The organism is Rheinheimera mangrovi, from assembly GCF_003990335.1.
In the GTDB taxonomy this organism is placed as follows: Bacteria; Pseudomonadota; Gammaproteobacteria; order Enterobacterales; family Alteromonadaceae; genus Pararheinheimera; species Pararheinheimera mangrovi.
Map to the genome: position 1 here is coordinate 2,110,824 of NZ_CP034683.1, position 18,522 is coordinate 2,129,345.

At 48.8% G+C, this 18,522-nt stretch carries 16 protein-coding genes and 1 pseudogene; 7 read left to right on the forward strand and 10 right to left on the reverse strand.

Features of this window, described 5'->3' with window-relative positions; translation table 11 throughout:
* Nucleotides 1-71: 71 nt before the first annotated feature.
* From EK374_RS09500 to EK374_RS09510, 3 genes are read right to left on the reverse strand one after another with little or no spacing between them, the layout of a single operon-like run.
* Entirely contained in the window at nucleotides 72-1,589 is a 1,518-nt protein-coding gene (locus EK374_RS09500) for a CoA-acylating methylmalonate-semialdehyde dehydrogenase (RefSeq protein WP_127022462.1), read from the reverse strand.
* A gap of 28 nt (nucleotides 1,590-1,617) precedes the next feature.
* The gene (iolD, locus tag EK374_RS09505; protein ID WP_127022465.1) at nucleotides 1,618-3,453 is read right to left on the reverse strand and encodes a 3D-(3,5/4)-trihydroxycyclohexane-1,2-dione acylhydrolase (decyclizing); all 1,836 of its coding nucleotides are present in this window, start codon (nucleotides 3,451-3,453) and stop codon (nucleotides 1,618-1,620) included.
* Nucleotides 3,450-5,396: a bifunctional 5-dehydro-2-deoxygluconokinase/5-dehydro-2-deoxyphosphogluconate aldolase gene (locus tag EK374_RS09510; protein ID WP_127022468.1), complete on the reverse strand. Its 1,947-nt coding sequence runs from the start codon at nucleotides 5,394-5,396 to the stop codon at nucleotides 3,450-3,452. Before EK374_RS09510 ends, iolD begins: the two co-directional genes overlap by 4 nt.
* A 202-nt stretch (nucleotides 5,397-5,598) precedes the next feature.
* Here EK374_RS09510 and EK374_RS09515 point away from each other — a divergent pair, with 202 nt between their 5' ends.
* The gene (locus tag EK374_RS09515) at nucleotides 5,599-6,432 is read left to right on the forward strand and encodes a MurR/RpiR family transcriptional regulator (RefSeq protein ID WP_127022471.1); all 834 of its coding nucleotides are present in this window, start codon (nucleotides 5,599-5,601) and stop codon (nucleotides 6,430-6,432) included.
* Nucleotides 6,433-6,442: 10 nt separating this feature from the next.
* The gene (iolB, locus tag EK374_RS09520; protein ID WP_127022474.1) at nucleotides 6,443-7,246 is read left to right on the forward strand and encodes a 5-deoxy-glucuronate isomerase; all 804 of its coding nucleotides are present in this window, start codon (nucleotides 6,443-6,445) and stop codon (nucleotides 7,244-7,246) included.
* 86 nt (nucleotides 7,247-7,332) lie between these two features.
* Here iolB and EK374_RS09525 read toward each other — a convergent pair whose 3' ends face one another.
* Complete coding sequence (locus EK374_RS09525; RefSeq protein WP_127022476.1) at nucleotides 7,333-8,373, reverse strand: LacI family DNA-binding transcriptional regulator; 1,041 nt, start codon at nucleotides 8,371-8,373, stop codon at nucleotides 7,333-7,335.
* 308 nt (nucleotides 8,374-8,681) lie between these two features.
* On the opposite strand from EK374_RS09525, the gene uxaC reads away from it, so the two are divergent.
* The 5 genes from uxaC to EK374_RS09550 all read left to right on the forward strand — a co-directional run bounded on the left by uxaC (nucleotide 8,682) and on the right by EK374_RS09550 (nucleotide 13,228).
* Nucleotides 8,682-10,097 (forward strand): glucuronate isomerase, encoded by a 1,416-nt coding sequence (gene uxaC / locus EK374_RS09530; RefSeq protein WP_127022481.1) that lies wholly within the window; start codon nucleotides 8,682-8,684, stop codon nucleotides 10,095-10,097.
* Between the two features lie 11 nt (nucleotides 10,098-10,108).
* On the forward strand, nucleotides 10,109-11,659 hold the full coding sequence (locus EK374_RS09535; protein ID WP_127022485.1) for a mannitol dehydrogenase family protein: 1,551 nt from the start codon (nucleotides 10,109-10,111) through the stop codon (nucleotides 11,657-11,659).
* Complete coding sequence (locus EK374_RS09540; protein WP_127022488.1) at nucleotides 11,656-12,456, forward strand: ThuA domain-containing protein; 801 nt, start codon at nucleotides 11,656-11,658, stop codon at nucleotides 12,454-12,456. Before EK374_RS09535 ends, EK374_RS09540 begins: the two co-directional genes overlap by 4 nt.
* Before the next feature lie 128 nt (nucleotides 12,457-12,584).
* On the forward strand, nucleotides 12,585-12,851 hold the full coding sequence (locus EK374_RS09545; RefSeq protein ID WP_127022491.1) for an AbrB/MazE/SpoVT family DNA-binding domain-containing protein: 267 nt from the start codon (nucleotides 12,585-12,587) through the stop codon (nucleotides 12,849-12,851).
* A complete protein-coding gene (locus EK374_RS09550; protein WP_127022494.1) occupies nucleotides 12,851-13,228 on the forward strand; it encodes a type II toxin-antitoxin system PemK/MazF family toxin in 378 nt (125 codons plus the stop codon). Before EK374_RS09545 ends, EK374_RS09550 begins: the two co-directional genes overlap by 1 nt.
* Before the next feature lie 100 nt (nucleotides 13,229-13,328).
* Here the strand turns inward: EK374_RS09550 and EK374_RS09555 are convergent, their stop codons facing one another.
* From EK374_RS09555 to EK374_RS09580, 6 genes and pseudogenes are all read right to left on the reverse strand, one after another.
* Entirely contained in the window at nucleotides 13,329-13,670 is a 342-nt protein-coding gene (locus EK374_RS09555; RefSeq protein WP_127022497.1) for a gamma-glutamylcyclotransferase family protein, read from the reverse strand.
* Between the two features lie 43 nt (nucleotides 13,671-13,713).
* The gene (locus tag EK374_RS09560) at nucleotides 13,714-14,244 is read right to left on the reverse strand and encodes a hypothetical protein (protein WP_127022500.1); all 531 of its coding nucleotides are present in this window, start codon (nucleotides 14,242-14,244) and stop codon (nucleotides 13,714-13,716) included.
* A 27-nt stretch (nucleotides 14,245-14,271) separates the two neighbouring features.
* Nucleotides 14,272-15,828, reverse strand: a complete 1,557-nt coding sequence (locus tag EK374_RS09565; protein WP_127022503.1) for a M20/M25/M40 family metallo-hydrolase — start codon at nucleotides 15,826-15,828, stop codon at nucleotides 14,272-14,274.
* Between the two features lie 269 nt (nucleotides 15,829-16,097).
* Nucleotides 16,098-16,460: a hypothetical protein gene (locus tag EK374_RS09570; RefSeq protein ID WP_127022506.1), complete on the reverse strand. Its 363-nt coding sequence runs from the start codon at nucleotides 16,458-16,460 to the stop codon at nucleotides 16,098-16,100.
* Between the two features lie 257 nt (nucleotides 16,461-16,717).
* Entirely contained in the window at nucleotides 16,718-16,978 is a 261-nt protein-coding gene (locus tag EK374_RS21130) for a DMP19 family protein (RefSeq protein WP_127022509.1), read from the reverse strand.
* Nucleotides 16,979-17,002: 24 nt separating this feature from the next.
* Nucleotides 17,003-18,149, reverse strand: a pseudogene (locus EK374_RS09580) (IS3 family transposase).
* Nucleotides 18,150-18,522: the final 373 nt, after the last annotated feature.

The following is an 18,522-nucleotide window of genomic DNA, read 5'->3' on the forward strand; positions in this document are numbered from 1 at the left end:
TAAAGAGAAAGCCCGCTTTATGCTGTCGATAAGCGCAAAGCGGGCTTTTTGTGGTCGGTAAAACCTGAGTTTTACTTCATAGTCGGCATAGAGAACTGATTACCCTGGGCCTGACCATTAGGCCAGCGGGCTGTGATGGTTTTCATGCGGGTGTAAAATCGTACACCGTCCGGACCATGCATATTTAATGGCCCAAACACACTACGTTTCCAGCCTCCAAAGCTGTGAAAGGCCATAGGCACAGGAATAGGCACGTTGACTCCGACCATACCGACCTGCACCTGTGCGGTAAATTCTCGGGCCGCTTCACCACTGCCAGTGAAAATAGCTGTGCCGTTACCAAATTCGTGCTGGTTAATCAGCGCCAGTCCTTCAGCAAAAGAAGGCACACGAACTACAGCCAGCACAGGGCCGAAAATTTCTTCACGGTAAATGCTCATGTCAGGGGTTACCTTATCAAACAGCGTAGGGCCAACAAAATACCCCTGCTGATGCTTACTGACGACAAAATTGCGGCCATCGGCCACCAGAGTTGCGCCTTCAGCTACACCTGCATTGATGTAACTTAACACTTTGTCGGCATGCTGACGGCTGATCAAAGGGCCCATATGAGGTTCTGGGCTGACGCCTGTGCCTGGTCCTACTTTTAATGTGCTGATTTCCTGTTGCAGTTGCGCTACTAACGCATCGGCCACTTCGTCACCAACACAAAGCGCGACAGAAATTGCCATACAACGTTCACCGGCTGAACCATAAGCTGCGCCCATTAAAGCGCTGGTGACTTGTTCCAGATCGGCATCCGGCATCACCAGCATATGGTTTTTTGCACCGCCCAAAGCCTGTACTCTTTTGCCATGCGCGCTGCCTGCGGCATAAACATATTCTGCTATTGGTGTAGAGCCGACAAAACTAACAGCCTGCACGCGGGAGTCCGTTAGCAGCACGTCCACTGCTTCTTTATCGCCGTTGACCACATTAAACACACCTGCTGGTAAACCCGCTTCGGTTAATAACTCCGCCAGTTTTAAAGGCACTGTTGGGTCTTTTTCCGAAGGTTTCATCACAAAGGTGTTACCACAGGCGAGCGCGATAGGAAACATCCACAAAGGCACCATAGCAGGGAAGTTAAAAGGCGAAATACCGGCACAGACACCCAAAGGCTGCATCAGGCTGTAACTGTCGACACCACGGCCAACGTTCATCGAATGTTCGCCTTTGAGTAAATGTGGAATACCACAGGCAAATTCGACTACTTCAATACCACGGGTCAGTTCACCCTGAGCATCGGAAAATACTTTGCCATGCTCTTTGGTGATTAAAAGCGCCAGTTCATCTCTGTGCTGTTCCAGTAAGGCTTTAAATTTAAACATTACACGGGAGCGGTTCAGCGGAGTCACCTGACTCCAGCTTTGAAAGGCAGTCGCTGCTGCGGCAATAGCGTCGCGGGTTTCGTCTGCGCTAGCCAGACTGACCTGTGCCTGGGCTTCACCTGTAGCCGGATTAAATACGCTCTGGCTGCGGCCGCTTTGGCTGGCGATATGCTGGCCGTTAATATAGTTACCTAAAATATGGTTACCTAAAGTTTGCATACAAAAATTCCTGCTCAGTACTTTGCTATTAATAAGGTTGATTCTGTTGTTGCTGCTGATAGTCCGACAGCGCTTGGCGGACACCACTCTGCTCTGAGACTTGCGGTATAGCCACATCCCACCAGGTGCCGTTGTCTGTACTGATTTGTGGATCAGTTTTAATTTCAATCAGATAACTTTTACTGGCGGCACGGGCTCTGCCTATGGCTTGCTCCAGTTCGCTAATGTTGCCTACAGTTTCGCTCAAAGCGCCCAAAGCGCGGGCATGACCGGCAAAATCAATAGCAGGCGCCTGACCTTCGCAGTCTTGCAGTAAATTGTTAAAGGCGGCATTGCCTGTACCTTTTTGCAACCTGTTGATGCAGCCATAACCACTGTTATCCAGCAGCACCACTATAATTTTGCGGCCGAGCATCACTGACGTAGCGAGTTCAGAGTTCATCATCAGGTAGGAACCATCGCCGACTACCACAAACACCTCGCGGGCCGGACTGGCGATTTTGACACCCAAAGCACCTGCTATTTCGTAGCCCATACAGGAGAACCCATATTCCACGTGATAAGTACCAGGGCCTTCAGCGCGCCATAATTTATGCAGCTCGCCCGGTAAACCTCCTGCGGCACAGACCACCACATCGGTTTTTTCTGACTGGCGTTTCACTGCACCTAATACCTGAGCGTCACTGGGCAAAATATCTGAGCCAGGATTGGCTGTCACAGTGTCGTAAAACTGCTGCCATTGCTGATTCAGTTGCTGCGCCTTTTTCAGCCAGCCATCTTCACTTTTCCAGCAAGGCAGAGCGTCATGCAACAGTTTTAGCAGCAGTGCCGCATCACCAATCAGCGGTTTAGCGCGGTGTTTTAACGCATCAAAAGGGGCGACGTTGATTTGCAGCAGAGTTTTACCGGCAAAAGCGGTACGGGACTGAGTGGTAAAATCCTGCAATCTGCTGCCAACGGCGATAATCAAATCGGCTTCAGCCGCCAGTTGGTTGGCCGCTGCCGTACCCGTCACGCCAATACCACCTACGGCGCAGGAGTGTTGCCACGGCACGGCTCCTTTGCCCGCCTGAGTTTCTGCCACAGGAATACGATGCGCCACAGCAAAATCAGCTAATTGCTGACAAGCGCCGCTGTAATGCACACCACCACCTGCGATGATCAGTGGCTTACGGGCCGCCAGTATTAATTCCAGCGCATCGGCCAGTTCCTGTTCATCCGGGCCCTGACGACGAATACGGTGAATACGTTGTTCAAACATATAAGCTGGATAATCAAAAGCTTCGGCCTGCACATCCTGCGGCAAAGCTAAAGTCACAGGGCCGCAGTGGATCGGATCCAGCAAGGTTTCCATAGCCACAGGTAGCGAGTGGATCAACTGCTCTGGTCTGGTAATACGATCAAAATAACGGCTGACTGGTATAAAGCAGTCCGTGGCTGCTGTCATCGGATTCTGGAAATTTTCCACCTGCTGCAAGACGGGGTCGGGTTTGCGGTTGGCAAACTGATCGCCTGGCAGCAGCAATAAGGGTAAGCGATTCACATGCGCCAGCGCCGCAGCTGTCACCATATTGGTCGAACCTGGCCCAATGGATGTAGTGCAGGCCATAATACGGCGGCGGTTATTGGCTTTGGCAAAGGCGATAGCGGCATGCGCCATAGCTTGTTCATTGTGGGCGCGGTAAGTCGGCAAGCTGTCTTTCACCTGATACAAAGCTTCACCTAAAGCCGCCACATTGCCATGACCAAAAATGGCGAATACACCAGCAAAAAGGGGAGACGCTTGCCCATCTTCTTCGATGTACTGGCAGCTTAAATACTTCACCAGCGCTTGTGCTGCGGTTAAACGTACTGTGCTGTTCATGCCTGCACCTCTTGCTGCTGTTTATTTAATGTTTTACGGTTCAGCCATGCGTTGACCAAAGCACGGTAGTTGTCGCGAACTTGCTGCTGCAACAGGGCATCAGTAATTTCACCTGCCAGCCAGGCCTGACTGGGTTTGGCAAAAATAGTGCGGCCTATAGCAAAACCTTTACACAGCGGGAAAGCGGCGCTGTCGGAAAAAGCCTGCATCAGCTCTGCTGCCGGAGCATCTAAGCCCAGCAGGATCACACCACGGCAATGCGGCGCTTCGCGGTTCACCAGCTCTGAAATTGCAGCCCAGGAAGTTTTGCTTTGTGGCGGCAGTTTCCACCAGTCGGGTCTGATCCCGCGCTGATAAATCAGTTGCAGTGCCCGCACCATGGTCTGGTCGTCTTGCGCCGAACCAGCTGGCGGTATTACTTCAATCAGCAACTCGTGGCCTGAGACACAACAGGCGCGGTAGAGCTCTTCCAGCTGTCTGGCCTGTTGTTGCCACAGCTCTGTCTCATCATCCGGGTGCATAAACACCAGACATTTGACGATATGTTGTTTTGGCCAACTGATAAGACGGGAGCCAATAGAACGACCGCCTTCCAGTTCCAGCGGCCGTGAGGCTGGTACTTCGACAGGGCGGCCTATCCACCAGCCAGTGCCTGTGACATCGTTCAACGCATCCTGACCATAAGTATCATCAATCAACACACCAGCCTGTACAGGCCAGTTGGCTTCAGCCACTTCCTGCTGACAGGCGGCCAGGATCAGTTGTTTAAGTTTGGAGATCCGACTTAAAGGCGCACCCACGGCATTTGCCATATCGACACATTGTTTACGGTGGTCAAACGCCAGAATACAAAGCTCGTTCCAGCTTTGGGGGCTTCGGGTGGTGACTCTGTGTAGGTAATTCAGCTCCGGGTCCAGATCTGGTCTTGGAATACGCTGTTGATTGGCAAGATAATAATCCAGCTCTTCTGGTGTCGGCACAGCAGGAGCACAACCATGGCGTGATACCACTAAAGCACCGCTGGCATTGGCATAAGCGCAGCAGCGCTCGTAGCTTTCATCCTTGAGCCAGCCGCGTAAAAAGCCGGACATAAAGGCATCACCGGCGCCTAAGACGTTCAGCACTTCGACTCTTACACCCTGACTGAAAAAGGCCGAATTTAAGTCATCCGGAATTTGGGCTTCAAAGATGCTGCAGCCATCTGCGCCGCGTTTCAGTACTATCACAGCATCTGTTAATTTTCTCAGCGTGCGCAGGCATTCAATAGTGTCTGTGCTGCCGCCTGCTATATGAATTTCTTCTTCAGTGCCGACAATCAAATCACATAAAGGCACAATGGATTGCAAATGGGCGGTGACGCTTTGGTTAGAAACAAAACGATTGTCGCCTTCGCCTAAAGCCGTTAAGCCCCAGAGCACAGGTCTGTAGTCGATATCCAAAATCACTTTGGTTTGATTTTTGCGGGCAAAGCTGATGGCGTGACGGGCCACTTTATCGACATGAGCGGTAGAGAAGTGAGTGCCAGTGATCAGTAAAGCTTTGCTGGAGGCGATATAAGCTTCGTCAAAGTCGCTGCAATCAATCGCCATATCGGCGCAGTCAGTGCGGTAAAACAGCAGCGGGAACTGATCTTTGGTTTTAATAGATAAAATGGCCAAAGCCGTCAGGCGCTTGGGATCTGTCACTACATGGCTGGTATCACAACCAGCTTTTTGCAGCTCCTCACGAATAAACTGACCAAACTGCTCATCACCGACCCGGGTCAGCATGGAGGCTTTCAGGCCCAATCGGGCTGCACCAAAGGCGATATTACAGGACGAGCCACCCAAAGATTTGGCGAAAGAGCCAACATCCTGCAGCCGGTCGCCTATCTGTTGGCCGTATAAATCGACTGAAGCCCGGCCTAAACAAATCAGATCTAAAGTTTTAGTGAGGGTTTGCATTGCTGCTTTCGCTCCTTTGTTGTACTTGTACGGCGTAGGATCCCGAACTGTTGCAGGCCGGATCCTGTGCACTGGAAATACGGTTCGATCAGTAAATAACCAGTGCAGAATAGAATGTATTTTCCATTTGTACAATAGTTGGAATATTTGTTTTATTCGGATACACTCATTGAAAGCTAAAGCTTAAAGGAATTGAAAGCGCATGATATGCAGCACACAACAGCAACTGGAACAACTGATTGAGCAGCGTTTTGTCACACTGAGCAACAGGCTGCAGCAGGTTGCCCGCTATTTGCTGGATCATCCGGATACAGTAGCTTTTGGTACTACAGCCACTATAGCTGCCGGGGCAGGTGTGCATGCTTCTGCTTTGGTGCGTTTTGCCAATGCCTTTGGCTTTAGTGGTTTTTCTCAGATGCAGCAGTTGTTTAAAGACCGGCTGGTGCAAACTGGCCCTGATTACCAAAGCCGTATAGCTGCAGTAAAACAGGATGAATCAGTGCCCGGTGCTCAGGCTGGGTTGATGTATTTGCAACAAATCAATGCGGCCAATGAAAGAGCCATGCAGCAACTGACTGAAGAGCTGGATCCGCAGTTAATAACCCAAGCCTGTGAACTGTTGGCTCAGGCGCGCATTATCCACTTGCAGGGCGCACGCCGTGCTTATCCAGTGGCAAGTTATGCCAGTTATCTGCTGAGCAATACCGGCCTTGCTGTGCAGCTATTGGATGGTGTGGGTTATATGCAACAGGCGGCATTGAATCTGATCACATCAGAAGATGTGATTCTGGCTATTAGTTTTGCACCTTACGCCCCGGAAACCCAGTTAGCTATTAACAGAGCTAATGCCGCAGGAGCCAAAGTGATAGTGATCACCGACAGCAGATTAAGTCCTTTAGCTGCAGAGGCTGATGTCACTTTACTGGTACGTGAAGCTGAAGTGCATTCATTTCGTTCATTAAATACCAGTATGAATTTAATTCAGGCGCTGGTGCTGGCGCTTATTCACGATACTGAAGCTGTTACAGCAATATAGGGAGAGACAGATGTCCTATTTACACCGTAAACCTCAGCTTGCCGACAGCTTAGGCCGTATCCAGCATATAACGCCGGAAAATGCCAACTGGCAGTATGTAGGTTTTGAAGTGGTGGTACTCGCTGCAGGTGAGTCACATTGTTATCAGACAGAGCAACAGGAGCTTTGTGCCGTGATTTTATCCGGCCAGGCAGATTTAGTCTCCTCAAGCTTAAGTTTGAAAAATATCGGTGACCGGACTTCAGTGTTCGAACAAAAAGCGCCTTATGCTTTGTACCTGCCACCTGGTGACTGGCTGGAAATTACCGCTTTGACCAATCTGGAAGTGGCTTTATGTAAAGCTCCGGCTCTAGGTGAGTTGCAAGCCCGGTTAATTAAGCCATCCGACTGTGTTAGTGAAACCAGAGGGCAGGGCACCAATGAGCGGCAAATTTGCAATATTCTGTTTGGCAATTTACCGGCAGAACGTTTGCTTATTACTGAAGTGATTACGCCAGCCGGCCATTGGTCCAGTTATCCACCGCATAAACACGACACAGACGCTTTACCCAGCGAAAGTGCGCTGGAAGAAACTTATTACCATAAGCTAAACCCACAACAGGGTTTTGCTTTTCAGCGGGTGTACACAGACGACAGACGGATAGATGAAACAATTTGTGTGGAGCATAACAGTGTAGTGCTGGTGCCCGAAGGCTATCATCCGGTAGGTGCGCCTCATGGTTATCAGCTGTATTACTTAAATGTAATGGCAGGACCTAAGCGCCAGTGGGTGTTTCATAACGACCCACAGCACGAATGGATTCTTAAAAAATGATGGCGCAGCTGCTGATACCGCGACGCGGACGATAATACACCGCTGTACAGATGGACGGGCCGGGACAAGCCGCGGCCCCTAGAATTTTATGTACGCAGGTTAGATGGTGCACAGGTGGAATCCCGCACTATTAACTCGCAATCGTAAATATTGCTTTGATCTTCAGGTGTCACAGCTTCTGGCATAGGTTTACCTTTGAGCTTATTAATCAGCATCAAGGCTGCGCGGTAGCCAATGGTGGCTATAGGTTGGCGCATAGTGGTCAGATTTGGCCAGACTTTAGTGGTCAGTGAAATATCATCAATGCCACAAATAGACAACTCGTCCGGTACCTTAATGCCTCTACTGTGCGCTTCATACAATACACCAGCTGCCATTTCATCGTTGGCCGCCAGAATAGCGGTAGGACGGGGGCTTTTACTGAGTAAGGTCGCTGCTGCATCTATACCGGATTGATAAGTGTAATAACCTTGCACTATCAGCGCTTCATTGACTGGCAAACCCTGATCGGAAAAAGCTTTACGAAAACCAGTTTCAACACGGCGGCTGGATTCCTGATCCGGATGACCCAATACAAAAGCTATGTCTTTATGGCGCAGACGCAGCAGATAATGGGTCATTTCACAGGCGGCTTTTACGCCGTTAAAACCTACACTGTCGCCACAACCCTGATTTTTTGGGCCTATGCGGATATAACAAACCTTTTTACGGTCCAGCATATCCAGCAAGTCTTGCTTATCACTTAAAGGCGGTACTAAAATCAGGCCGTCAGCCAGGGTGTTATCAATAAACTCTTCAATTTCATTGACCAGGCCAGGAGAGCGATAGCGGCAATCGTATAAAAACAAGCCCATATGCTCTTCACTGCAGCACTGCAATATGCCTTTTTGCAGTTTCTGCAAATAGCCTGGGCTTGGATTGTCAGCCAGCAGGGCGATAAATAAAGAGCGATTTTTCGCCAGCGCCATGCCCAGCGGGTTACGTTTAAAACCTAACTGATTAATAACAGCCATCACTTTGTCGCGGGTTTCGACCGACACATTGATCTCGTTATTGATCACCCTGGACACAGTTTTTTTCGAGACGCCAGCAAAGCGGGCTACATCGTTGATGGTGACTGAAGACATTATTCTGGGATACCCCTTAACAGGAAAATCAACAAGGTTCACAAAAAATCATACTAGCGGACGGCAGTATATCTGAACAGTGTTGCATTTGTTTTCTGGCTTATTGTTTTTGTTAGTTAATTTATTACTTAAGAATCTAAAGTTGCAGCTCGGGTTACTTTGTTTGGTTATACCTATAATGCAAATTGACACCGGTGTCAATTTGCATTATAAATTCTGCCAACAGTCGCAGTACTTCATTTTCAGAGCCATGAATGGGCTACTGTTGATTTCCTTTTATTTATCCAAGCTCAGGGGCCTGCGGATTTATGCCTGCCAAACTTCATTTGCATCCGGATCGTTTGTTTTCAAGCCATGGTGTTGAACGTGATATAGCCAGGCGTTTGTATCAGCAGGTGGCGGATTTACCTATTGTCAGCCCGCACGGTCACACAGATCCGGCCTGGTTTGCATTAAATCAGCCCTTTGAGAACCCAACCGAACTGCTCATTAAACCGGACCACTATGTGTTTCGCATGTTGTACAGTCAGGGCATCAGTCTGGAGCAATTGGGTTTACGCCGTCGTGATGGCGTAGCTGTAGAGCAGGACCCGGAAAAAATCTGGCAGATTTTTGCGGAGCATTTCCCGTTATTTCATGGCACACCATCCAGCATGTGGCTGAATCACACCTTTGCGAATACCTTCGGCCTTGACGTGAAGCTGAATAAACAAACGGCCAGCCATTATTATCAAGTGATTAACGATGCACTGCATACAGCGGACTTTTTACCACGCCGCTTATTTGAGCGTTACAACATTGAAGTGATAGCCACTACTGAATGCGCCACAGACGATTTGGCTTATCACCAGCAGATCCGCAACTCCGGCTGGCAGGGCAAAGTGATCACTGCCTTCAGGCCAGATGGTGTAATCGATCCTGAACACGAACAGTTTCAAAGCAGGCTGACGAAACTGAGTCAAATCACCGACTTGGATTGCCGTAATTACGATCAGTATATAGCTGCTTTACGTCAGCGCCGCGCCTTCTTTAAACAGATGGGCGCAACCTCGACTGATCATGGCCACCCAACAGCGCAGACAGCGGATTTAACAGACGCCCAGGCCCGCAGCTTATTCGACCGTATCATTAAAACCGACGTCAGCGCAGCGGATGCCGAATTATTCCGTGCTCATATGCTGGTGAAAATGGCAGAAATGTCACTGGACGATGGCCTAGTGATGCAGCTGCACCCGGGATCATTCCGTAATCACAATGATCAGCTATTCCGTTTATTTGGCCGGGATAAAGGCGCAGATATTCCGCAAAGTATCGAATATGTCAAAGCACTCAAGCCATTATTGGACAAGTTTGGTAATAACAAAGACTTAAGCCTGATTTTATTTACGCTGGATGAAACCACCTACAGCCGCGAACTGGCGCCTTTGGCCGGCCATTATCCTTGCCTTAAACTGGGCCCGGCCTGGTGGTTCCATGACAGCCCTGAAGGCATGATTCGATTCCGCCGTCAGACCACGGAAACCGCAGGTTTTTATAATACGGTTGGTTTTAATGACGACACCCGTGCCTTTTTATCTATTCCGGCGCGGCATGACGTAGCGCGGCGGATGGATGCTGTTTATCTGGCAGAGTTAGTGGCCCGGCATATGCTGGATGAAGAAGATGCAGCCGTGATTGCCAAAGATCTGGCATACGGCCTGGCAAAAAAAGCTTATCAATTGTAAGGGGTAACAGCGTGACTGAACCTGCAGTAACTTATCCACTTTTATCAGCCACCACTTGCCCGCAGCAGGTCACGTCTGAGCGTGACAGCACCATAGGTATAGTGCATTTGGGCATTGGCGCTTTTCATCGCGCCCATCAGGCTTTTTATACAGAGCAAGTGATGCAATTGACAGCAGAGCGCAATTGGATGATTGCCGGTGTGTCGTTGCGATCAAACGCAGTGGCAAATCAGCTTAACCCCCAGCAAGGGCTTTATACGCTGGTCACTACTTCTGCAGCAGGCTCTGAGCAACAGCTGATTCAGTCTGTTGCCAAAGTGCTGGTTGCGCCACAAAACCCGCAGGCTGTGATTGAACTGATGGCCTCGCCTGAAGTGGCGATATATTCCTTAACTGTGACGGAAAAAGGCTATTGCCTGAATCCTGCGACCGGCGATCTCGATTTAACTTTGGCTGATATTCAGCACGATTTAGCCCAGTTAGTGACTCCGAAAACGGCTATTGGCTATCTGGTGGCGGCATTGCAGCAGCGTTTTATCCGTAAGCTAAAACCTGTGACTGTGATCAGCTGCGACAATATTTCTCAAAACGGCAAAACTCTGGCGCGGTTGGTTCAGCAGTTTGCGGCGAAGATAGACGCTGAACTGGCACAGTGGATTAAAAGCCAGATCGCTTTTCCGGATTCGATGGTCGACCGTATAGTGCCAGCCACTACAGAGCAGGATATTCTTGCTCTGGCTGCTGACACTGGCTATCTGGATCAGGCCATGGTGAAAACCGAAAGCTACAGCCAGTGGGTGCTTGAAGATCATTTTTCGTCAGAGCGACCGGCATGGGAAAAAGCCGGAGTAATGCTGGTGAAAGAGGTTGCACCTTTTGAGCAGGCAAAACTGCGCTTACTGAACGGCGCTCATTCGGCTTTGGCTTATCTGGGCGCTGTAGCAGGTTACAGTTATGTGCATCAGGTGGTGGCCGATCCGGTATTTTTACGTTATCTGCGCCATTTAATGCACAACGAGCTGATGCCAACATTACAGGCGCCAGAAGGGCTGGATTTAGCCGCTTACATCGACGCCTTGCTAAAGCGGTTTGCCAACCCGGCTTTAATGCACCGCACCATGCAAATTGCGATGGATGGCTCACAAAAAATACCACCGCGTTTATTAGCAGCAGCGCAAATCAGGTTAGACAAAGGCCAAAGCGTTGATGCGATTTGCTTTGCTGTGGCAGGTTGGTTGCGTTTTAGCATGGGCTTTGATGCCAAAGGCGATACTCTGGAGGTGTCCGATCCGCTGGCTGAGCTGTTGATGCAAATCCGGCTGGAGCACTGGGATCATATAGACGAGCTGGTTGGGCAGTATCTGGCGGTGAGTCAGGTGTTTCCGGCTGCATTAAGTTCATCAGCGGTGTTTCGCAACAGGCTGACCTATTGGTTGAGTTATATTCTCGCCAACGGCGTGCCTACCGCTTTGCAAAGCTTATTATTGGAAGTTCAGGATTATTCAGCGGCGCCGCGTTTGGCTACAGAGCTGGCCTCAACTGCTGCTGGGAGAACAAAATGATTAAAGTGACAGTCTGGAATGAATGCCGCCACGAAAAAGAAGATGCGGACGTGCAGGAAGTGTATCCGGAAACCATAGGCGGTTGTATCGTCAACCAGTTGAAACCTTTTGGTTTTGATCTGACGCTGGCTACATTGGACGACCCAGAACAAGGCTGGCCAGCTGAACGTATTGCCGAAACCGAAGTGGCTATCTGGTGGGGCCACAGATACCACGACGAGCTGGACGATGCGTTAATCGACAAATTGCAGGCGAGAGTACTGGCAGGTATGGGTCTGATTGTTCTTCACAGCGGTCATCACGCCAAACTCTTTAAACGCCTGATGGGCACCAGCTGTAATTTAAGCTGGCGTGAAGCCGAAGGTGGCGAGCGGGAGCGCGTCTGGTGTTTAAAACCAGCTCATCCTATTGCCTACAATATTCCGCCGCAAATCGAGCTGCCGCAGTCAGAAATGTACGGCGAGCCTTTTGATATCCCCGACCCGGACGAGCTGATTTTTAACTCCTGGTATCAGGGCGGTGAAGTACTGCGCAGCGGCTGTACCTTCACCCGTGGCCGTGGCCGGATTTTCTTTTTTGCACCAGGCCACGAAACCTTTCCTATCTATCGCAACGAACACATAACGCAAATTCTGGCCAATGCCATTCAATGGGCGCATCAGCCCCACACCAGTGGTTGGATGATGGGCAACTGGGGACGACCAGTGCCGCTGGAAGAGGGTGCACCAAAACAAACCTACTTTAAAAAGCCACGCAAACTGATGTTGGCGGAAAAGGCTGCAAAGAAGGATAAATAAACTGTGGGAGCATGCACAGCTCCCTTTGACTTTTCTCAGCTATCTACTGTGAATAACCACATTGAGCAATGTTTATACAGAGTGTATACTTTAAGCCTGTGTATACAATGTATAGTACGAGGTGCAGTATGTCTCAGATAGTCCATACAAAAATTCAACGTTGGGGAAACGGCCTCGGGTTGCGTGTGGCTGGTTTAATGCGTGATATTCCTCATTTCGCTGCAGATACAGCCATAGAAGTCGAAGTGTTTGAAGATGGTTTTACCGTCAGAAAAGCAAAACAGACCCGTCGTACTTTGCCATTTTCAGAACGTGAGCTGCTGGAAGGACTAACTTCAGATACTGCACATGCAGAATTGCTGGCAACACCAGCGGCAGTGGAGCTTGATTATTAATGTCGAAACCCTTTATCCCGGATCGGAGTGACATTATCTGGCTTGATTTTGAACCTGTTAAAGGCAAAGAAATCGGCAAATACAGACCTGCGTTGGTATTAAGCAGCCTGGCTTACAACCAGCAAACCGGATTACTGATCTGCAGCCCAATCAGCACCAGCATTTCTGGTGTTAAAACGGAAGTGCTATTAAATAATTTGCCTGAGCCTTCAGTAGTTGCTTCAAGTTTGATCCAAACCTTGTCCTGGAAAGACAGAAAGGCAAAATTTATCGCCAAGGCAGAAGAGGGCGTTTTGGAAGAAGTATTGCTGCGTATGCTTCCGCTTATTGGCGCGGATGTGCTGATTGAAAAGTTAATAAATGAAGATAAATCATAACGTTGAGTGCACATGCTGTAGCCCTTGTTGATTCTTTTTTAGTGGGCCTGAGAAAGTAAACTTTGGGTCAGGCACTGTGCATGACTCTGAAAGTTGCAGATCAGCTAGTGCGATGTGCAGCATAGATCCAGGCTGTTTTACCTGATTTTAATATTGCAGCGACCCGCACATAGTCATCCACTTCATAATCGTCAGCCTGGGCCAGTTCCTGCTCTGTAATTTCAAACACAGTACCTGGCACTTCATGCTGCGGATCACAGCTAAAACGTAAAATCGGATGTATAGCTTTACCGCTTTCACGCAAAACACGCTCGTCGGTGATTTCAATTTCACCCACCACATAGCCTTGTAAACTATCTTTGCTTCCCGTCAGCTCACGGCCAAAATTAGCGAGCTGCACTTGCTTTTGCTGCAGGGTTCCATACGAAAATAACAGTGGCATAGTTGCTCTCCCGGTCTGGTGTTTTTGCTCAGGTGCGGCCAGCTCAGCGCCCGCGGTATTTTTCGTTGGCCGCAAAAGCTTCCACTTCTAACGGAGAGTTTTCATAGCCATAGGTAACTAAATCGGCAAAATGCTGCGTGATCACCTGCTGCAAGTCCGAGCGTTCAATTTGCAAAACATGCACCAGTTCATGTGCCAACTGTGGTGTGGTCAGGGGGTAGCCACGCCGCACGTAAATGGCGTAGCCAAACACCTGGGCGTTATTCACTATACCTTCGCCAATAAAGCCCAGCGCTTCGCCAACCGTTGTCAGCATTAAATTGTCATAAGGGAAAGGCACGCTGTCTACATAAACCAGCCTGACCTTTTCCGGATGTTTTATGCCTATTTCCTGAGCGATCAGCAGTTGTTTCGCATCTAATGGCTCGCCAGTTTGTACACCGGCCTGCTCTGTTGCTTTGGCCCATTCAATGTAAGGCGGCAGTACCAAAGCCGATACTAACTGCTGCTGAAAGGTGAGCAGGCCCGCTAATACAACCAGAATAAAGCCAACAGCAACTATCCATATTCTCATCTCAATTTCTCACTCATTCAGCCTGTTTCAGTAGGGGGTTTGTAACAATGTCAGCAAAGTGCTGATGCCGTCAAGGTAATGGCCAATGCGCAGGTTTTCGTCGAAACTGTGCTGGTTGTTGTCGGCGTTCACCAGCGGCAGTATGACAAAAGGCACCTGCAATGCGCTCACCAGTTGCTGTGTTGGCAAGCTGCCGCCCATCATCCGCACCCGCACCACCTTCGCATTATGTTGTTTAAGCACCCCATACACCCAGTTGCCAAGCGGCGAGTCCATCGCTGTGCGGGCTGCGTCACCGCCAGCGCCCGGTGTTAGCGAGGCAATTTTATTTTGTGTTGCGCGTTCGCTATCTGTGGGTTCACCTTGAGTTAAGTACCAGCCCTGAGCGCGCAAATGCTGTTCCAGCAACGCTGTTAAATAGGCAGAATCTGCCTCAGGCGTGGTGCGCAGGTCCAATTCTGCCACCGCCTGATGCGGAATAATATTGGCGGCTTTATCGCCCACAGCAGCCGCCTGCATGCCGCGGATATTCAGCGATGGGTATTGCAATGCTTCCTGATAATTGCTGCCAACAGCGTCAGGTTTTGCAATACCGGTGCGCTTACGCAGTGCGGCTTCGTCATCTGGCACTTCGGCCAACACCTTCAGCTCTGCAGCTGTCAGTTTCACCTTGTCGTAATAACCAGCGACAGTAACGCGGCCACTATCGTCTTTCATACTGGCGAGAAGGGCAGCGAGGCGCTGCGCCGGGTTCGGCACATAGTTGCCATAATGGCCGCTGTGTAGCGGAAGTTTTGGGCCATACACAGTCAGCGTCAAACTGGTTGCACCCCTATTGCCAAACACCAGCGTCGGCTGGTTCGTCTGATGCTGTGGGCCATCCAGTATTAACAGGCCATCCGAGCTTAATAAAGCGGCATTGGCTTTGGCAATGGCATTGATGCTGGGGGAGCCTTTTTCTTCTTCACTGTCGAGCAGTACCTTGACATTAAATTCAGGCGAGAGTCCGGCCGTTTTCATCGCGTCGAATGTAGCCAGTAACATCATGATTGGGCCTTTATCATCAGCCGCAGCTCGGGCGAATACTCTAAGTTCCGGGTCCAGCGGCTGTTGTTGCAGTGCTTTTTGATCCACTTCAAGCCACTTGCCTTTAGCATCACGTTTTTTCACCACAGCCTGCCAGGGGCTAGCCTGCGCCCACTGTTCCGGCAGCACAGGCTGACCGTCCAGATGCATATAAAATAAAATGGTTTTCGCATCAGGCTTTGGGCTTTTATATTCGGCAAATAGCAGCGGTTTACCCTTATTTGGCAACTGTTGAGTTTTAAAGCCACGTCGGGTAAATGCCTTATCCAGCCAGTCGGTATTCTTCTGGATATCAGTGGCAACAGCCGCATCATTTGGCAGCGCCAGTAATTCGAAGTATTCGGAAAAACTCGCTTGCGCAGCCTTGAGTATCAAAGTGTCTGTTGCTGCTGTGCCGGACAGCGCCTGCGTATTGGTAACTGGCTGTGCAGAGGCAAAACCGCAGAAGCCTACTAAGGTGCTTACAATTAGAATTCTGTGAAACTGGGCTGTGAGCATAACTGTTTTCCTACTGAGCACCTTGCTTAGTGAAGCAGAGTGCTGTTACTCAGATAATAAGAGCTAACATAATGACTTATAATCATTTTCTCGTCACCGTTTATGGTGAGATAAGAGATGGCTGTGGGGTTTGCTGTTGTGAGTTGAGCTATTACTGATAAAACCAGCAATTTAGGGGCACAGGGCAAGACCTGTCACCAATTTTTAATAGAAGCTTGACGGATAAAAACAAGTATTTAGGGGCACAGGGCAAGACCTGTCACCAATTTTTACGTTGTTGGTTTAACCCGCCAAAACTGAATTTGTGGTGGAGCAAATGCAATAATAAAAAACAAGATCCCAGAGATAAATCCCATCAGTTCTCCTTCATTACCAACAAGCCCCAATTTGGGAAGCAGAACCTGAGTAAACAGACCAACAATAACACCTAAAAACAGCAGCGTTGACCAGTGGAGTTTCTGCGATTTGGATAAAAACCTACCCAAAAAATACCCTATCGTCGGAAGAAGATCTAAAAAAATAGAAAAGCTAATCAAGAATGCATACTGACCAATTGTAAATTCTTTTTCCAATGGGATGCTCAACAGAATCAAAATGCCAACAAGAGCGTTCCCTAAAAATAAATAAATCATGTATTTCCTTATTAAAATGCTTTGAATTCTTGAGATCCTTAGACATGAGGCCTTTGGGGTCAAGTCTTGCCCTGTGCCCCGAGAAAACAGAGTCAAACAAAACAGTACAAAAAATTGGCTTACTAAAACATCTATCACTGGGGCCTTTGGGGTCAAGTCTTGCCCTGTGCCCCGAGAAAACAGAGTCAAACAAAACAGTACAAAAAATTGGCTTACTAAAACATCTATCACCAATCCATCTTCAACTAATGGAGTGTCTAGGCCTTAAAGTATAGGTGCAAGACTTGACCCCAATTGTGCGGTAAGGTAGTCGATGTTGAGTTGTAAAAGTATTGCCAAAATCCACCGTTGTAGACTTCTAAATGAAGCCAATGGACTGAAAATAAATATACCGCTTTTTCAGGAATATCGTTTATCGATTCGAGCCACTTTTCTCGCCCATTGTAGAAATCGAATTGTTCATAATACGGTGAAAAAATTGCAGGATATTTTCTTGGTTTTTTGAATATCCAAAACATGACGATTGAATCGCCACCAATAAACTAGACACTTCCCAGCCGTTCTTGGTAACGGTTTTCATACTCTACCGGTGACAGCAGATTATTGGAACCATGTTTCCGTTTACTGTTGTAAAACATTTCAATGTAATCAAACACATCACTTCTGGCCTCATCACGCGTCGTGTAGACTTTCCGCTTGATCCGCTCTCGCTTTAACAACTGGAAGAAGCTTTCTGCCACTGCATTGTCATGACAGTTTCCGCGTCTGCTCATGCTGCCTTGTAAGCCATGAGTTTTCAGGAATGCCTGCCAGTCATGGCTGGTGTATTGGCTCCCTTGGTCGGAGTGAACCATCACCTGTTTTTTAGGCTGACGTCGCCACACGGCCATCAGCAATGCGTTCAGCACAATATCTTTGCTGATTTGGGAATGCATCGACCAGCCAACAACCTTGCGCGAGAACAAATCCACAACCACAGCCAAATACAGCCACCCCTCATGCGTGCGGATGTACGTGATATCAGTTACCCATACCTCGTCAGGCACTAACGGATTAAACTGCCGCTGCAAGCGGTTCGGCGTAATGATATGGCTGTCCCCTTACGTGATCTGGGTTTGCGATATCCAACCTGTGCTTTAAGCCCTTCGGATTGCATCAACCGGTATACCCGGTTAATGCCGCAAGACTCGCCGAAATCACGTAAATCAGAATGAATTTTACGGTAGCCATACACACAACCAGACTCCAGCCAAAACTGTTTTATTAATCCTGTCAGCCGCCGGTTTGCTTTATCGCGTTTCGACAGCGATGCCTTACTCCACGCATAGTATCCACTGGGATGCACATCCAACATGTTACAAAGCCAGCGCACCGGCCAGCTGTCGCAGTGTTCTTTAATGAAGGCGTATCTTAGTCGGACAGCTTTGCGAAGTACGCCGCGGCTTTTTTTAGAATGTCGCGCTCTTCGGTGGCTCGCTTCAGCTCTTTTTGCAGTCGCTTAATCTCGGCCTGAGCGTCAGCCAAATCATTATGCTGTTGTTTGTCAGGACCGTACTTTTTAATCCAGGCGTACAGGCTGTGCGTGGTGATATCGAGCCGTTTGGCAACATCCGCAACTGAATGGCCGCGATCAACGACCTGCTTAACTGCTTCGATTCTGAATTCTTCGGGGTAACGTTTACTGCTCATAGGCACCTCTCTTTGAGTTAGTTTATCTAACTGAAAGGTGTCTAGGAAATTAGTGGCGATTCAGATTCCTTTAAATGCCTAACAATTTAATAGAAGGGATTCCGCCCGCAAGTCGAACACTTTTCTGCCTTCTTTCCTGATTTTTACTCATATCAAATTAGCGCTGATGTAACTCTATATCAACAACTTATTCTGTAATCAGTAAATGTATGGCCGACAAAATCTATACAGGCTGTACGCTAGTTGTTCTTGAAAAAACTAAAGCGGAATGTCTGGTAATTTATCTAGTGGTTACAGGAGTTGTTGGGTGGCAGAAGAGGGCTAAACATAGCTTTGAGTTAATCTATGAGTCGGTATTTGAGAGCTATAAGCC

Excerpts from the sequence above, each read along its gene's own strand:
- EK374_RS09500 (WP_127022462.1), bottom strand. The coding sequence starts at position 1,589 with ATGCAAACTTTAGGTAACCATATTTTAGGTAACTATATTAACGGCCAG.
- iolD (WP_127022465.1), bottom strand. The coding sequence starts at position 3,453 with ATGAACAGCACAGTACGTTTAACCGCAGCACAAGCGCTGGTGAAGTAT.
- EK374_RS09510 (WP_127022468.1), bottom strand. The coding sequence starts at position 5,396 with ATGCAAACCCTCACTAAAACTTTAGATCTGATTTGTTTAGGCCGGGCT.
- EK374_RS09515 (WP_127022471.1), top strand. The coding sequence starts at position 5,599 with ATGATATGCAGCACACAACAGCAACTGGAACAACTGATTGAGCAGCGT.
- iolB (WP_127022474.1), top strand. The coding sequence starts at position 6,443 with ATGTCCTATTTACACCGTAAACCTCAGCTTGCCGACAGCTTAGGCCGT.
- EK374_RS09525 (WP_127022476.1), bottom strand. The coding sequence starts at position 8,373 with ATGTCTTCAGTCACCATCAACGATGTAGCCCGCTTTGCTGGCGTCTCG.
- uxaC (WP_127022481.1), top strand. The coding sequence starts at position 8,682 with ATGCCTGCCAAACTTCATTTGCATCCGGATCGTTTGTTTTCAAGCCAT.
- EK374_RS09540 (WP_127022488.1), top strand. The coding sequence starts at position 11,656 with ATGATTAAAGTGACAGTCTGGAATGAATGCCGCCACGAAAAAGAAGAT.
- EK374_RS09545 (WP_127022491.1), top strand. The coding sequence starts at position 12,585 with ATGTCTCAGATAGTCCATACAAAAATTCAACGTTGGGGAAACGGCCTC.
- EK374_RS09550 (WP_127022494.1), top strand. The coding sequence starts at position 12,851 with ATGTCGAAACCCTTTATCCCGGATCGGAGTGACATTATCTGGCTTGAT.
- EK374_RS09555 (WP_127022497.1), bottom strand. The coding sequence starts at position 13,670 with ATGCCACTGTTATTTTCGTATGGAACCCTGCAGCAAAAGCAAGTGCAG.
- EK374_RS09560 (WP_127022500.1), bottom strand. The coding sequence starts at position 14,244 with ATGAGAATATGGATAGTTGCTGTTGGCTTTATTCTGGTTGTATTAGCG.
- EK374_RS09565 (WP_127022503.1), bottom strand. The coding sequence starts at position 15,828 with ATGCTCACAGCCCAGTTTCACAGAATTCTAATTGTAAGCACCTTAGTA.
- EK374_RS09570 (WP_127022506.1), bottom strand. The coding sequence starts at position 16,460 with ATGATTTATTTATTTTTAGGGAACGCTCTTGTTGGCATTTTGATTCTG.
- EK374_RS21130 (WP_127022509.1), bottom strand. The coding sequence starts at position 16,978 with ATGTTTTGGATATTCAAAAAACCAAGAAAATATCCTGCAATTTTTTCA.